The organism is Paenibacillus sp. FSL P4-0176, from assembly GCF_037975265.1.
Lineage (GTDB): Bacteria > Bacillota > Bacilli > Paenibacillales > Paenibacillaceae > Paenibacillus > Paenibacillus amylolyticus.
In genome coordinates, this window is record NZ_CP150242.1 from 511738 (window position 1) to 528550 (window position 16813).

11 protein-coding genes are annotated in these 16813 nt (G+C 44.0%); all 11 read left to right on the forward strand.

Annotated elements, in window-relative coordinates; all coding sequences use genetic code 11:
* Positions 1-263: 263 nt before the first annotated feature.
* The 11 genes from MKY95_RS02470 (at position 264) to pstB (ending at position 16678) form a co-directional block, all read left to right on the forward strand.
* Positions 264-2537 carry a bifunctional 2',3'-cyclic-nucleotide 2'-phosphodiesterase/3'-nucleotidase gene (locus tag MKY95_RS02470; protein WP_339196704.1) on the forward strand — a complete coding sequence of 758 codons (2274 nt, stop codon included), beginning with the start codon at positions 264-266 and terminating at the stop codon, positions 2535-2537.
* Between the two features lie 212 nt (positions 2538-2749).
* Positions 2750-3808, forward strand: a complete 1059-nt coding sequence (locus tag MKY95_RS02475) for an EAL domain-containing protein (RefSeq protein ID WP_076329747.1) — start codon at positions 2750-2752, stop codon at positions 3806-3808.
* 173 nt (positions 3809-3981) lie between these two features.
* Positions 3982-6069 (forward strand): methyl-accepting chemotaxis protein, encoded by a 2088-nt coding sequence (locus MKY95_RS02480; protein WP_339196708.1) that lies wholly within the window; start codon positions 3982-3984, stop codon positions 6067-6069.
* Between the two features lie 187 nt (positions 6070-6256).
* Entirely contained in the window at positions 6257-7549 is a 1293-nt protein-coding gene (locus tag MKY95_RS02485) for an arsenic transporter (protein WP_047840355.1), read from the forward strand.
* Between the two features lie 308 nt (positions 7550-7857).
* Entirely contained in the window at positions 7858-9723 is a 1866-nt protein-coding gene (locus MKY95_RS02490) for a PRD domain-containing protein (protein WP_339196712.1), read from the forward strand.
* Between the two features lie 17 nt (positions 9724-9740).
* On the forward strand, positions 9741-10619 hold the full coding sequence (locus tag MKY95_RS02495; protein ID WP_036616777.1) for a ketose-bisphosphate aldolase: 879 nt from the start codon (positions 9741-9743) through the stop codon (positions 10617-10619).
* A 15-nt stretch (positions 10620-10634) separates the two neighbouring features.
* A complete protein-coding gene (locus tag MKY95_RS02500; RefSeq protein WP_047840353.1) occupies positions 10635-12560 on the forward strand; it encodes a PTS fructose transporter subunit IIABC in 1926 nt (641 codons plus the stop codon).
* Between the two features lie 482 nt (positions 12561-13042).
* Positions 13043-13969, forward strand: coding sequence for a phosphate ABC transporter substrate-binding protein (locus MKY95_RS02505; RefSeq protein ID WP_339196717.1), 927 nt, complete (start codon positions 13043-13045; stop codon positions 13967-13969).
* A 142-nt stretch (positions 13970-14111) separates the two neighbouring features.
* A complete protein-coding gene (gene pstC / locus MKY95_RS02510; protein WP_100528178.1) occupies positions 14112-15020 on the forward strand; it encodes a phosphate ABC transporter permease subunit PstC in 909 nt (302 codons plus the stop codon).
* Between the two features lie 2 nt (positions 15021-15022).
* Positions 15023-15910 carry a phosphate ABC transporter permease PstA gene (gene pstA, locus MKY95_RS02515; protein ID WP_036616846.1) on the forward strand — a complete coding sequence of 296 codons (888 nt, stop codon included), beginning with the start codon at positions 15023-15025 and terminating at the stop codon, positions 15908-15910.
* A gap of 12 nt (positions 15911-15922) precedes the next feature.
* The gene (gene pstB, locus MKY95_RS02520) at positions 15923-16678 is read left to right on the forward strand and encodes a phosphate ABC transporter ATP-binding protein PstB (RefSeq protein ID WP_036616781.1); all 756 of its coding nucleotides are present in this window, start codon (positions 15923-15925) and stop codon (positions 16676-16678) included.
* The last annotated feature ends 135 nt before the right edge of the window (positions 16679-16813 follow it).

A 16813-nucleotide genomic window follows, 5' to 3' on the forward strand; every position in this document is an offset into this window, starting at 1 on the left:
CGCATGATAATGTAAACTTGCCTAGGTATGTGCGGGTAATGTAAAAAATAATGCTTTTCAATGACTGAACATTGCGTTATGATTTGGAATGTAAACGACAAGCACAGACATAAATAGATGTTCATGTGAGATAAACTTACCTGAAATTCCGATGCATGTCATCAGAGCGTCAGTACGCACAACCCATGAAATCTATCTTTTTTCTGCGCTCTTCGTTTGCCCATTAATGCATGATTCAATGTACATAACCGGGAGGGGTTATTTTGAAAACGAGTAAAAAAGTATTATCAAGCCTGACTGCCGCTTTGGTTGCATTAAACGTGCTTGCGGTGTTTCCGGTACCTGTATCGGCTGCAGATGCTGCCAAAGTTAAACTGCGGATCATGGAAACCACAGACATTCATACCAACCTGGTTAACTATGACTACTATTCCGACAAAGAGACAGACCAGTATGGACTCGCCAAAACAGCTACACTGATTAAGAAAGCCCGTGACGAGGCGAAGAATAGCCTGCTGTTTGATAATGGGGATCTGATTCAGGGGAATCCGCTGGGAGACTACTCTGCGAAAATTGATCCACTGAAAAAGGGTGAGACTCACCCTGTATATAAAGCGATGAATCTGCTCGATTATGATGCAGGTAACATCGGTAACCATGAATTCAACTATGGTCTGGACTTCTTGGACATGACGCTGGAGGGAGCAAACTTCCCTTACATTAATGCCAATGTCTATGTAGACGATGGTGATGATGATGAGACAAATGACAAGAACTATTTCACACCATATGAGATTTTGGATAAAAAAGTAACGGATGAGACTGGCAAAGAACATACGATCAAAGTAGGTGTGATCGGATTTGTACCGCCACAAATCATGCAATGGGATAGCGCTAACCTTGAAGGCAAAGTAATCGCCAAGGATATTATTGCTACCGCGAAAAAATTCATTCCTGAAATGAAAGCCAAAGGTGCCGACATTATTGTAGCTATCCCTCACTCCGGATTTGAGGAAATTCCTCAAACAGATCTGATGGAGAACTCCGTTCTGTATTTGAGCCAAGTTGAAGGCATTAATGCCATTCTGTTTGGACATGCCCACAAAGTGTTCCCGAGTGCTGATTTTGCCGGCAAAAAAGGGGTAGACCTGGAGAAGGGCACCATTAATGGCGTTCCTGCTGTAGAGCCAGGGTTCTGGGGTGATCATCTTGGTATCATCGACCTGGATCTAGAACAAGTGGATGGCAAATGGAAAGTGGTCGATTCCAAAACGGAAGCACGCCCAATCTATGACACAGCCAACAAAAAGCCACTGGTAGATGCGGATCAGGACATCATTGATGCGGTTCATGAAGAGCATGAAGGTACATTGGAGTATGTTCGTGGTCCGGTGGGCGAAACGACTGCACCTATCAACAGCTTCTTCGCTCTGGTTCAGGATGATCCATCCATTCAGATCGTAACGAATGCACAGAAATGGTATGTCGAAAAACATATGCAAGGTACGGAATATGAGAAAATCCCTGTATTGTCCGCAGGTGCACCATTCAAAGCCGGTGGACGTTCAGGCGCTTCGTATTACACGAATATCCCTAAAGGCACCATTGCGATCAAAAACGTTGCTGACCTGTACGTATATCCAAATACGGTACATGCTGTAATGGTTAACGGCGCAGAACTGAAAGAATGGCTGGAATGGTCTGCAGGCCAGTTCAACCAGATCGACCCGGCTAAAGGTGGACAACAACAACTGATCAACAATGACTTCCCAACGTACAACTTCGATGTTATCGATGGTGTAACGTATCAGATTGATGTGACACAACCAGCCAAGTATGACGGCAAAGCAACCGTTGTAAATGCATCGGCAAGCCGGATCAAGGATCTGAGTTTTAACGGTAAACCGATTGACCCAGCGCAAAAATTCATCGTAGCGACAAATAACTACCGTGCTTCTTCGTCCAAGCTGGCTAACCCGGACGGTAAACGTATCGTTCTGGCTGCACCGGATGAGAACCGTCAAGTGATCATCGACTACATCCGTGAGAATAAAACGATTAATCCGGCAGCGGACGGCAACTGGTCCCTGGCACCAATTAAGCCATCTGCTGGGTTAACCGCAGCAGCGCTGAACGATCTTGAAGTTGTGTTTGCTTCTTCCCCGGATGCAAAAGATCTGGTTGAAGCAAACCCGGCGATGTCTTTCATTGGTACAAATGATGATGGTTTTGCTGAATACGGCATGAAATTAACTGGAGAAGCAACAACAACTCCGAAACCAGGTACGGAGCCTGCTCCTACGCCTACAAAGCCAACTAAACCTACGGAGCCGACTACTCCAACCAAACCAACGACCAAGCCACAGCCTGAGAAACCAGCGGGCGGCAAAGTGGTATATGTGGTGAAAAAAGGCGATAACTTGTACCGTATCGGCTTAAAATATGGTGTGGACTGGCGCAAGCTTGCGACAGCTAACCAAATCTCAAATGAACACAACCTGAAAGTTGGACAGAAAATCGTGATTCCCGCTTCTTAAAGTTTAATAAGTTGAGGGGGACCGACAGTCATCAGACTGTCGGTCTTTTTTTCTGTAAATTTGAATATATTTGTTCCAAGAACCGTCATACAGGAAGTCATCAAAACAGTAGAGATTAATTTTAAGACCCATGATATAATATTTACAAACTTTGGGTATATACAAGTGAACATTAATGGACATGGAATCTAAATTGGCAAGGGGGGTCCTACATGAATTGCAGTGGCTGCAGTCCAATCTATCCTATAGAGGGCCAAGGTACCTTGTACTTGCGTCCCATTTCCCCCGCTTTGCTGGAAGCGCTACAAACGCCGGGAAGACTTATCGAGACGTCGGATGACATGATGTGGATGGATTTTTCGAATCTTGAGACGGTTCAGAATTTAATAAAAGAGATCGGCGAAATTGATCCGACATTACGTGATTCCCTAACCGTTCAGATTCTGCCTATTTACGAACAGGCTAATGAAGAAAGCTGGATTAGTCTAACCATGCAGGAGTCCCGTTTCAAACATGCGGAGCTTGTTTCCATTATTCTGGAGCATCAATTCAGCAGTCATATGCAACCCATCGTTGATGCATCGGAGCAGATTATCGGATATGAGTTTTTGCTTCGTCCTGCTGAGAATGGAAAATCCTTCAGTTCCTATGAATTATTTGAAGTTGCGCGTGAGACCGGACTACATTCTTTTCTGGATCGATTGGCGCGTATTACTGCTATTGAGACCAGTGCCCTTTTTCTGCCGCATGGTGTCAAACGCTTCGTCAATTTCCTGCCTTCCTCCATATACAATCCCGAATATTGTCTGACACATACGTTTGAAGCGATTGAACGCCTTTCGCTGGACCCTAAAGATTTTGTGTTTGAAGTCGTGGAAACAGAGCAGATTCAGCATATGCCCATCTTGCAGCAAATATTTGAGGTATATCGTTCCCGTGGAATGTCGGTTGCACTGGATGATGTGGGTGCCGGATATTCGACAATAGAGTTGATGAATCGGTTAGAACCGGATTTTGTCAAAATAGATCGAAGTCTTATTGACCGTTGTGATCAGGATTCGACCAAACAAGAGAAAATTCTTCATATTGTTGAGATGTCGAGTCGATTTGGAGGGCAAGTCCTTGCCGAGGGGATCGAACGGATGGAAGAGTTTGAATTCTGTCGTTCCATAGGTATTGAGCTTGCACAGGGCTACTATTTTGGTAAACCCTCGGCGCAACCCCCAGGCGGTCCTTACTCTAATACTTCATCTAAATCATGGAATAATTAGTAACCTGTACCTTGTACAAGTCGCTTCTGATCAGAGGTGGCTTGTTTGGCGTGCCTGCACATTTTTCTCTCAAATAAATACCCTCATTTAGCCGATATATAAGATAAGCCTTTTAGATTGATCCATACATACAAAGAAAGAGGGCATTTTTACATTTTGAGGGGGAGAAAGACATGAGTGAAACTCAGGATAATAAACCAATGAAAGCAGCGAAACCTGCCAAACCAAAACATAGTCAAAATAAAAAGAAGAAAAAGAAAGGTTTCGTCTGGAATATAAGGAACAAACTATTGGTCTCCTTCCTGGCCGTTCTACTCCTGCCAAGCTTGGCAGTCGGCTTAATCACACTAACGATGGCTGAAGATGGCGTACAAGGACAATTAGTGGATAGTGCCATGCAAAGTGTGAGCACTGCCAATACCATTGTAGAAAGCCAAGTGAATTACAAGATTCATGACATTAACTATTTCGCGGATGCTCTTGATCCGAGCCTGATCAAAGGGGAGAACGATAGTCCCGAGCTTCAGTTGAAACTGGAGCAATATCTGGGCTTGCATCCCGATGCCATGAATATTTTTGTAGGAACAACAGACGGAGTCATGGTTCGAGGTAAACCAACAGCGAGCAGCACACGGGGAGATGCTTATGATCCTAGGGAGCGGGAGTGGTACAAACTAGCGATGGAAAAGCCAGGTACAGCTGTTGTATCAGCGGTGTCTGTTAATACCGATGGTGTTGCAGTTGTGTTTATCTCCAAAACATTAAAGGATCAATCCGGTGTCATCGGTTTATCTCTGGACCTGACAGACCTGCAAGAGCAGGCATCCATTAAGGTGGGCAAAGAAGGCTACGTCATTATTATGGATGCAAACAAAAACTATGTCGTATCCCCTGTAGCAGATGCAGGTACGCCGGAAACGAGCGGCACCCTTGATGAGATGTATCAGAGTCAAGAAGGTCAATTCGATTACGTGTACAACGATCAGCCGAAGATGATGATTTTTTCAACAAATGAAGCAACGGGCTGGAAAATTGCCGGCACGATGTTCAAGAGTGAAATAACCAATGCGAGTAAGGATATTCGCATGGCCACATTTATTGTTATTCTGGCGGCTACGTTCCTTACGCTCCTCTTTATTATCTGGTTTACACGCTCCATGCTGCGTCCAATTAAACGACTGCAGGAATCTGCCAGAGCCGTGAGTAAAGGTGACTTGACCGTGAAAATGGAAACAGGACGTAAAGATGAAGTGGGAGAACTTGCGAAGTATTTTGAACGTATGGTCGATAACCTTCGAATGATGATTCTTGGTGTACAGGAAACGACAGAACAGGTATCAGCTTCTTCTCAAGAGTTGTCTGCCAGTGCAGAACAAACCACCAAAGCGATTGAACATTCAACACAGGCCATTCAGGAACTGGCTGAAGGTGCAGAGCAGCAGGTAAACAGCGTGAAAGACGGATCGGGACAGATGAGCCGAATGGCAGAAGATGTTCGAATGATGTCGGAGCGTGTGCAATCGATTACGGCGAATATGCGGAATACGTCCGGAGCAGCTACTTCTGGTAATGAGGCAGCAGGACAGGCTGTGGTGCAGATGAACAGTATCCAGGAAACGGTGGAGCAGCTGGGAACGGTGGTTCAGTCTCTGAATGCCCGTTCGGTAGAGATCGGCAGCATGGTTGATGTCATTGCTTCCATCTCCAAACAAACGAACTTGCTCGCATTGAATGCTTCCATTGAAGCGGCAAGAGCGGGGGATGCGGGTCGTGGGTTTGCCGTCGTAGCGGGAGAAGTACGTAAACTGGCAGAAGAATCCGGAAGTTCGGCAGCGCAGATCGGTGAGGTGGTTCATAATATCCGTAAGGACATGGATGCCGCTCTAATCGCTATGAATGCGGCTCAGACTCGGGTAGGAGAAGGAATTCAGGCCGTGAATACGTCAGGACAATCCTTTGCTCAGATTCGGGAGGCGGTGGAAGATGCTGTTCATACATTGGATGACTTGTCCGCAACAACGAAGCAACTGGAGAGCGGTGCATCCCACGTTGCCAAGGCGATGAGTGATATTTCGAATGTGACCCAGGAATCGGCTGCGAATACAGAATCCGTGTCGGCATCTTCGCAAGAACAACTGGCATCGGTAGAAGAGATTGCATCATCCTCGGCACATCTGAATAGCATGGCGGAACAATTACAAGGGTTGCTTGGCATGTTCAAGATGGTAGAGGATACGCCGAAGGATAAGGGCAAAGAATAAAATCTAACATTGGAACGCCATAATTTACCACACTTTTTATAATAGAAGAAAATAAAGATAGACAATGTTCCTGTAGCCCTGTATAAATATATCGTCTGGTTATTCTGCGCGTATAGCGGTGTAATCTTACAAAACAAGATCGAATTAACGAAATAATATATTGATACAGGGTACAGCAGGAGGCTCTATGGTATACGTAGCAATACTGATTTTTGTAGTGACGATCACCTTGGTGATCTGGCAACCTCGTGGATTGGGTATCGGTTGGACTGCCTCTGGTGGGGCATTGCTTGCTCTGCTATGTGGAGTTGTCAGCTTAAACGATGCCTCGGATGTGGCATCCATTGTATGGAATGCAACGCTGGCCTTTGTTGGCATTATTATGATTTCTCTCATTCTCGACGAGACGGGTTTTTTCGAATGGGCTGCCCTGCATATGGCAAGGCTGGCTGGAGGAGACGGTCGCAGACTGTTTTTCTACTCCATTCTGCTGGGAGCCGCAGTGTCTGCCTTGTTCGCAAATGATGGTGCAGCGCTCATTCTCACGCCAATTGTGCTCGCGATGGTGCGTGCATTGAAGTTTGATGAGCGCATGGTACTGGCTTTTGTGATGGCGAGTGGATTTATCGCGGATACTACATCGTTGCCGCTGGTCGTCAGCAATTTGGTTAACATTGTGTCTGCTGATTTCTTTGGCATTACATTTGTGGAGTATGCGGTACGCATGGTTGTGCCCAATCTGTTCTCCATCGTAGCGAGTACGGGGATGTTGTTTTTGTTCTATCGCAAAAGCATACCCCTTCGCTACGACATCTCCGCGGCACGTGACCCGAAGGAAGCGATCCGTGATCCACGGATGTTCCGAATCGCCTGGTTCATGCTTGGGCTGTTACTCGTGGCTTATGCATCTAGTGAGTTTCTGCCGATTCCCGTGTCGGTTATCGTTGGCTCTGTTGCGTTGCTGTTCGCTTTGTTGGCACGCAAGAGTGAGGCTGTTGATCTGAAACGGGTAATTAAGGAAGCGCCATGGTCGATTGTGGTGTTCTCGGTAGGCATGTATATCGTCGTATATGGACTGCGTAATGCAGGGTTAACGGATCATCTGAGCCGCTGGCTGGATGCCATAGCAGAGCATGGTCTGCTGGCTGCTTCGCTTGGGATGGGCATCATCGCTGCTGTATTATCATCGGTGATGAACAACCTGCCGACCGTGTTGATTAACCTGCTAGCCATCCAGGGCGCACATACCGAAGGTATCATTCAGGAAGCATTGATCTATGCCAATGTCATCGGTTCCGACCTGGGTCCCAAAATGACCCCGATTGGATCACTTGCCACATTGCTGTGGCTGCACGTTTTATCTCGTAAAGGTGTGAAGATCACATGGGGGTATTATTTCAAAGCAGGTATCATCCTGACGATCCCGACACTGTTGATCACGTTGGCCGGATTGGCGCTGTGGCTCTGGATTTTAGGTTAGTACAATCGTAATTACATTTGGAACCAGAACAAACCGTTAAGGGCCTAGTGTAGGTAGTGTTTGTAGGGATCGCGTTTATTGTCATGGATGTAGTGGTACTATACACACAAACCAACCTTTTTAGAAGGTTGGTTTTTTTGTGTTCTGTTTTCCTTCCCAAACGATTCTTAAATAGAATACTAACTTAGAATTTTAAAAAAGTGGGTATCATAAACGAATACACGATCACTTCCTAACTATTAGGAAAGAGTATAGGCTTGGTGGATATAAAGCGCTTGCATTAGTATGTGTGTAAGGAGGAAAGCCAAATGAGAAAACGTTACATTAAGCTATTAGAGCATTTAAAACAATCTGAGCATGATTTTGTGAGTGGAAGCGAATTAGCTAATCTATTTAATGTAACGACTAGAACGATTCGCAATGACATCAAAGAAATAAATGAAAATTATTTAGATAAAGCAATGATTATTGGTAATACTCGCAAAGGATACAAGTTAGTCGGGGATTTATCCAGCCTGTATAAAAATGAAGATGATGACGAAGAAAGAGCGTTTCATATTATCAAAGCACTGTTATCGCAGACTGATTTTATTACGTATGAGGATCTGGCTAGAACGCTTTATTTTTCGACTCAAACGATCCGAAAAGACGTGCAAAAATTAGTGCAAACGATTCAAGCAGAAAAGCAGAACATTGAAATTGAAGCGATTATTTTCCAAGGTATCCGGCTTAAAGGAAGCGAAGTTGAGAAGCGGATTTTGCTCAAAAAACTAGTCACTACCGATTGTCTCAAACACATGCCGATAGACGAAGCACTGCAATACTATTTTGGCGATTGGTTCAACGAATCTTCTATTCATTTTATCTACGCTTGTATTGAAGAAGAGGTTGCCAAGTATAATTTATTGCTAAGTTTTCAAGAATTATTCTCGATCTGTGTGAATGTTTTGATCAGTCTTAAACGAGTAAGTCTTGCACAAAAAATAACTGAACAGGATATGAGGTTGGATCATACAAGCTTTGAAGAATTAAAAATAGCCCAATCTATTCTGATCCGTCTGGCTCAAGAAATGGATATCCCTTTTGATGAATATGAGTATCAGTATTTAGGTTACCTGCTGATCGCATTGCAGATCTTACCTAAAAAGAATGAAGAAATCGGGCATGAACACGTGAATGAAATGGAACAAAAAATCAAATCAGTGATCCAAAAAGTTGGAGAGCAATATGGATTCATTAGCTACAAAAACCAAGAGTTACTTGATCGATTATTAGCTCATATTACCAAATCATTATACCCATTAAAGTATTATTTCCCTGTCGAAAATCCTTTTATTGCTCAAATAAAATCAGAATATACCCATGCTTATAATGTCGCAGTTGTGTTGGCAAAAGAATTGCAATTTTGCTTAAATATCAAAATACCCGAAAATGAAATCGGTTACTTGACGTTACACATTATGGGCATTATTGAGAACTCTCAAGATAACAGAAAACGGATTGCAATTATTTATGGCAAAAATCTATTAGTCGGCAAGCTATTGGAGCGTAAGATTAATCTCTATTTTCCGAATATTAGAATCGATAGTCTATTAGCTAATCATGAAATACATCTTCTTCCCGAAGGAATTGAAACGATTATCACAACGAGCGAGATTGCCGAACAACAGCAGTTAAATTTACAAAATATCATTCTGGTAAGTGAAATGATTACAAGTGATGATATGAAGAATATTTCGATTCAGTTAAATCGTGGACTACTCAAATATTATTTATCACCAGATGATGTTTTTTTCCTAAATGAAGACAATCCAATTGATTTGTTAAAAAAACTTACAGAACTAGGCGATATTCAGCATTTATATACCAGTATTGTGGAAAGAGAAAAAATGTCGAGTACCAATATTGGGAATTTGGTCGCGATGCCCCATCCATTTGATTGTGGAGATAACAAAAAACTACGTGTACTGGTAGCGATTAATAAGCAGAAAATGCTATGGGGTGATCAGATGGCGCAGATCATTTTTCTGTTTATTCCGCCGAAAAATCAGAAGGTGAATAACACCAAATTTTTCGAAGAAATTTACGATGTGTTTAAACAGACCAATATGACAGAAAAACTACTCCATATCACCAATTACGATGAATTTTTGGAAGTCTGGTCTTCCAAATAAATCTAGGAGGAATTCAAATGTTAATTAATATGAAAGATTTACTTAAAGTAGCGTATGAAAATAAATTTGCAGTCGGATCATTTAATGTAGCCAATAGCGAGTTCGTCAAAGTGGTCATTACAGCCGCAGAGGAGCAGAATTCGCCTGCAATTATGCAGATTCACCCGAATGAAATTGATCTAGTCACTGATGGGTTTATAGCTTATGTGCGAGAAGCGGCATCCAAGTCCAAAGTACCGTTTGTTATTCATCTGGATCATGGAGCGACGATCAAAGATATTACGCGTTCGATTCGCAATGGGTATACATCAGTCATGATGGATGCATCTCATTTACCTTTTGAGGAGAATATTGCGGCAACCAAGGAAGCGGTTGAACTGGCTCATCTGGTCGATGTATCTGTAGAAGGTGAACTAGGTACGATTGGGAGTAATGAAGGCAGCTCGGAAGGTGGGGCTGACGAGATACTGTATACGAATCCAGAAGAAGCGGCGATTTTTGTAGAACAAACAGGTATCGATACACTTGCTGTCGCTGTAGGTACTTCACATGGTATTTATCCTCAATCCAAAGATCATTCGATCAAAATCGATCGTTTGAAACAAATTCATGAAAAAGTAAAAATTCCGTTAGTGCTGCATGGTGGATCAGATAATCCTGATGAAGAGATTAGAGAAGCAGTGAAGCATGGGATAGCGAAGATCAATTTATCAACCGATATGAAGCGAGCATTCTACAACCAATTAAGAGCGACACTCGATGCAAATCCGAAAGCATATGAACCGGATCAACTGATGCCTGAGGCGACCAAAGCGGCAACAGAACTGGTGAAGAAAAAAATGGATCTGTTCGGTTCTACGGGTAAAGCATCCCTTTATAAACTGGGAGAAATTTAAGAGGAGAGATCCATCATGAAGATTTCTAATGTCTTAAAACCAGAAAATATCATATTAGATGTCACCGCTACGACCAAAGCCGAATTAATAGATGAATTGTCGCAAAAGTTAAACGATAACGGCTATTTAAGCGATATTGAGCAATTTAAAAAAGATATCTGGGCACGTGAAGAACAGGTTCCTACAGAAGTGGGATTCGGAATAGCCATTCCACATGCCAAGTCTACTGGAGTGCAGTCCCCTGCCATTATTATGGGCAGATCATTAAGCGGTATTGAATATAGTACCGAATCATGTAATTTATTTTTTATGATTGCAGTCGATCAAAGCTCTTCATCAGAGCATTTGCAAACATTATCCAAAATTTCGACCTTTTTGATGGATGAACTATTTAGAGCGAAACTTATCCTTGCTCGAGATCAAGAAGAGATTGTCCGTTTATTTGAACAGGCAGAAGAGCAAGATGCGCAGGCACTTCAACGTCCTAAAAAGCATGCTGGCAAAAAAGTGGTTGGAGTTACAGGCTGTCCTACAGGAATTGCCCATACGTTTATGGCCGCGGAAGCATTGAAAAATGCGGCCAAGGAACTCGGTGTACACATTAAAGTGCAAACCAATGGATCAACAGGTGTTGGAAATCAATTGACTCCTGAAGATATTGCTGAAGCTGATGGTATTATTGTGGCGGCAGATGTCAAAGTCGATATGGATGTTTTTGGCGATCGTCCAGTGATCAAAACCTCTGTCAAAAATGGAGTCCATCATGCACAAGAGTTAATTGAAGATGCGATTGCTGGAAAAGGTGTCGTTTTGAATCAAGGCAACAGTAATCTTAAAGAAGCAAAAGAAAAAACACGTTTAAAGCAGCCTAAAATATACAGCCATATTATGAATGGTGTATCCTTTATGATTCCTTTTGTAGTGGCAGGCGGTATATTGATTGCGCTTTCGTTTATGTTTGGTATTCATGCGGCTGACCCAAATAGCCCGGACTATAATGCTTTCGCCGCTTTTTTAAGTACAGCAGGGGGTAGTGCTGCTTTTGCATTGATGGTTCCTGTATTAGCAGGGTATATTGCGTATAGTATTGCTGACCGTCCAGGATTGGCACCTGGTATGATTGGAGGTATGCTGGCGACTATTGGAGGTTCCGGCTTTTTGGGAGGTATGCTGGCTGGATTTATCGCCGGTTATACGATCATAGCTCTGAAAAAATTAGTCAAAGGCATTCCTGACTCACTGCAAAGCCTGTCACCTGTGCTGATCTTGCCATTAGTAGGTTCATTTATAACCGCCTTGATTATGTATTTTGTCATCAACAGTCCGATGGCTTGGATCAATGAGTCGTTACAAGGTTGGCTAAATGGTTTAACAGGTTCTAATGCTATTTTATTAGGAGCACTTCTGGCAGGAATGATGGCATCTGATATGGGAGGGCCGATTAACAAAACAGCATCTGCATTTGGACTGGCAATGTTCGCCAATCAAATCTTTGAACCTTCTGCTGCTCTGATGGTTGGAGGTATGGTTCCGCCACTGGGTATTGCATTAGCCACAACATTATTTAAGAATAAATTTTCAATCGAAGAACGTAATGCAGGCAAAGCCGCTTATATTATGGGTGCGTCGTTTATTACAGAAGCCGCGATTCCTTTTGCCGCAAATGATCCCTTGCGAGTTATTCCATCCAATATTGTAGGTGCAGCGATTGGTGGAGGAATGAGCATGGCTCTAGGTATTTCGTTACAAGCTCCTCACGGTGGAATCTTTGTTATTCCCATTGCGGCAAGTAATCCATTATTGTATATTGTCTGTATTTTAGTTGGTTCCATCATTACAGCTTGTATGATTGGATTGTTAAAGAAACCTGTATATCAACCAAAAAGTAATTCAAGCGACCCGTCAGATAAAAAAGCCTTAACAACTATGAAATCTGCATAAATTCTCTAACCAGCTGGTGCCATGCACTGACTGTGAGGCAGTTTTTGTTTGTTCTATATAACGGATTGATTCAATATCTACATTAAGTATTTACACAAGGCCAGCCTTTTATAGGGCTGGCCTTTTTTGCCTACTCCCCAGGCAGGAGATTGAAATGCCTGAGATCCAACGAGCACAGCGCAGGGAACGGAACGATTGTGGAAAAGCGAAGCGTTCGCCTTTATCCCCGGATGTATTCCTTGAAAAAAGTAAATCATATAAATCCGGGGATAACAGCGATTGAAACAACGTCCGTTCCCGAAGCGGCCACTTCAGCGCAACTTGTCTCAGATGATTTTCAATATACAGCCGATATTTTTAACATTGCGTTTACAAAACACTGATTTTAAGATGACATACCGAAACTACAATGAGTAAAGAGTTGATGGTGAACAAACAAATTCACAAAACGCCATCACTACATTGGGGGAGGAAAACAAAACATGTTTAAAAAGTTGCCGTTTATTTTGATGACCTTAACGTTCGTACTGGTACTCGCAGCATGCGGATCGAAAAATGACGCTGGTACAGAGGGTGCCGCAAGCAATGGATCAGGAGAAGCTGCTACTGAGCTTAGCGGTAACATTCTGGCAGTCGGATCGACAGCATTGCTACCTCTGGTAGAACAAGCTGGACAGAAATTTATGGCAGTTGATGAATATAAGAACGTAACGGTTCAAGTTCAAGGTGGCGGTAGTGGTACTGGTTTGACACAAGTATCTGACGGACAAGCTACAATCGGTAACTCTGATGTATTTGCAGAAGAGAAACTGGAGGACGAAGCCAAAGTAAAAGAACTGGTTGATCATCAAGTAGCAGTAGTAGCTATGGCGCCAGTTAGCAACAAAGATTCAGGTGTAGAAGATTTGACGAAGCAACAACTGATCGACATCTTCTCCGGTAAAGTAACGAACTGGAAAGACGTTGGCGGCGCGGATAAAGCAATCGTTATTGTAAACCGTCCGAGCAGTTCCGGTACTCGTGCAACTTTTGAGAAGTATGCATTGGGTGCAAAAATGGGTGATATCCAAGGTTCGATTCAAGAAGATTCTTCTGGTAACGTAAAAAAATTGGTATCTGAAACGCCAGGTGCTATTGGTTACCTCGCCTTGTCTTACTTGGATGACAGCTTGCAAGTGTTGAAATACGAAGGTGTAGAAGCAACAGTTGAGAACGTAGAAGCAGGAACTTATCCAGTGTGGGCTTACGAGCACATGTACACGAAAGGTAAGCCAGATGCAGCAACACAAGCATTCCTGGACTACATCTTGAGTGACGAAATTCAACAAAATGACGTGACAGAACTGGGATACATTCCAATGTCAGGTATGAAAGTAAAACGCGATGCAGCAGGTAATGTGGTTGAGTAATCTTTGAACTTGCGCATACAGCGAAAGAGGCGGACTTAGGTCCCGCCTCTTTACGCGGTTTGCTCTAAAATAATCCCATATTTTGCATTAATTCTACTATAGAAGGATGGTTGTTATGGAACAGACCGAAGGGGGAACGGTAATGAATAACAAGTTGAAACCGCGCCGGCCCTTAAAAGAGAAACATTATTGGGAAGAGTGGACGGGACGGATCTATACGTCGATTTGTGTCGTTTTCCTGATCGTTGTCATGTTTTCCATTGTTTATTTTGTAGCGTCCAAGGGACTGTCCACATTTTTCCAAAATGGAATAAGCATCAGCGAATTCCTTGGTGGAAAAACGTGGAATCCGACCGGAGAACCTGCGTTCTACGGGGCATTACCGTTCATCACAGGTTCTTTCATTACAACCTTGCTTGCAGCATTGATCGCAAGTCCGCTTGGCCTGTGTGCAGCGCTCTTCATGACAGAGATTGTCCCGGGTAAAGGCAAAAAGATCTTGCAGCCTGCGATTGAGCTCTTGTCCGGAATTCCATCCGTTGTATACGGATTTATCGGTCTGAGTGTCATCGTACCTTTGCTTCGCAGTATCTTTGGTGGAACAGGCGTCGGGATTGCAGCCGGATGTCTTGTTCTCGCGGTAATGATTCTTCCTACGGTAACAAGTATTATGGCGGATGCATTGTCCGCGTTGCCAAAAGGATTGCGTGAATCCTCCTACGCACTGGGTGCCACTCGCTGGCAAACCATCTACCGTGTCATTATCCCAACGACTTTGCCAGCTTTGTTGACAGGTGTCGTTTTGGGTATGGCCCGTGCTTTTGGTGAGGCACTTGCAGTGCAGATGGTTATTGGTAATGCACCGCATGTTCCAACATCCTTGCTCGAATCAGCTTCAACATTAACAAGTGTAATTACACTCAGCATGGGTAACACCACGATGGGTTCTGTTCATAACAATGCACTGTGGAGTATGGCGCTTGTCCTGTTGGTGATGACATTTGTCTTCGTCATTCTGGTTCGCCTGCTTGAAAGGAGAAACCGGGTATGAAAATGAAGGCAAAGACGGTAGATAAAATTGCAACATCCGTTATCGTTGTACTAGCCCTGTTCATTGTTATTCTATTGCTCGGTCTGCTTGGCTTCATCATGTATAGAGGCATTGGACATATTAGCTGGAACTTCCTTACAAGTGCACCACAGTTGCTTAAGGGTGGCGGCGGGATTGGTCCACAGCTCTTCAACTCCGTATTCTTGCTTGTTCTGACCCTGCTTGTTACCATTCCACTCGGATGGGGCGGCGGGATTTACATGGCGGAATACGCCAAACCAGGCAAGATTACCAGCTTCATTCGTCTGGTCGTTGAAGTATTGTCATCATTCCCATCCATCGTTATCGGTTTGTTTGGTCTCTTGCTGCTAGTAAATCAATTTGGTCTTGGTTTCTCCCTGATCTCGGGTGCCTTGGCTCTGGCGATCTTTAACTTGCCACTGATGGTGCGTACTACGGAGCAGGCCTTCCGTGCCGTTCCGAAGGAACAGAAAGAAGCAGGTCTGGCGCTTGGACTGTCCAAGTGGAAGATTATCACTTCGATTCTGCTACCTGTGGCATTGCCGAGCTTGATTACGGGTACGATCCTGGCATCGGGCCGGATCTTCGGTGAAGCAGCCGCGCTGATGTTCACCGCAGGTATGAGTAGTCCACCATTGGACTTTACAGATTGGAATCCGACGAGTCCAAGATCACCTCTTAATCCTTTCCGTCCGGCAGAGACACTTGCTGTCCATATCTGGAAAGTAAATAGTGAAGGTATTGGGCCAGATTCCAAAGAAGTGGCAGCAGGGGCATCCGCCGTGCTTGTCATTCTCGTGCTGGCGTTCAATCTAAGTGCACGCTGGATCGGTCGGGTTGTATTCCGCCGCATGACAGCTTCGAAATAAGGAGGAACCAACATGGCCATACCTTTTGGTACGGAACAGTTAAGCATATATTATGGACATTTCCAGGCGGTCAAGCAGATTAGCCTGACGTTTCCTGAAGCAAGCGTAACGGCTCTTATTGGGCCGTCTGGTTGCGGTAAATCCACGTTCCTCCGGTCACTCAACCGGATGAACGACGAGATTGCCGGTTCCCGTACAGAGGGACATATCTGGATGGACGGTAACGATCTGAATGAGCCTGGAACCGATGTAATCAAGCTTCGCCAGAAGATTGGCATGGTGTGGCAGAAGCCAAATCCTTTTCATAAGTCCATCTACAACAATATCGCGTTTGGCCCCCGCTACCGTGGTACGAAGAGTAAGAAGGCACTGGATGAAATTGTGGAAAAAAGCTTGCGTCGTGCTGCGCTCTGGGACGAAGTAAAAGACAGACTGCATGAATCAGCTCTGTCTCTCTCTGGCGGACAACAGCAGCGCCTATGTATCGCTCGCGCTTTGTCTGTTGAACCACAGATCCTGCTGCTCGATGAGCCGGCATCTGCACTTGACCCGGTATCTACGGGTAAAGTTGAAGAGTTGATTACCGAGCTCAAGAAGGAGCTACGGATTGTTATTGTTACCCATAACATGCAGCAGGCGGCACGCATCTCGGATTACACAGCTTATTTCTATCTGGGAAGCATGATTGAGCACGGGGATACAGAGCATATTTTCACGAACCCGGACAATCGTCTGACGCAAGAATACATTATGGGTCGTTTTGGTTAATTGGATCATGGAGTGTAACATAGAGCAATAGACAGAGAGATAGAGAAATAATAGAGACAAAAGAAAGCACAGTGCCTGGACGGTTGTTCGGGGGTTGTGCTTTTTTAATTTATAATTTTAGTGGGATTTTCTGTA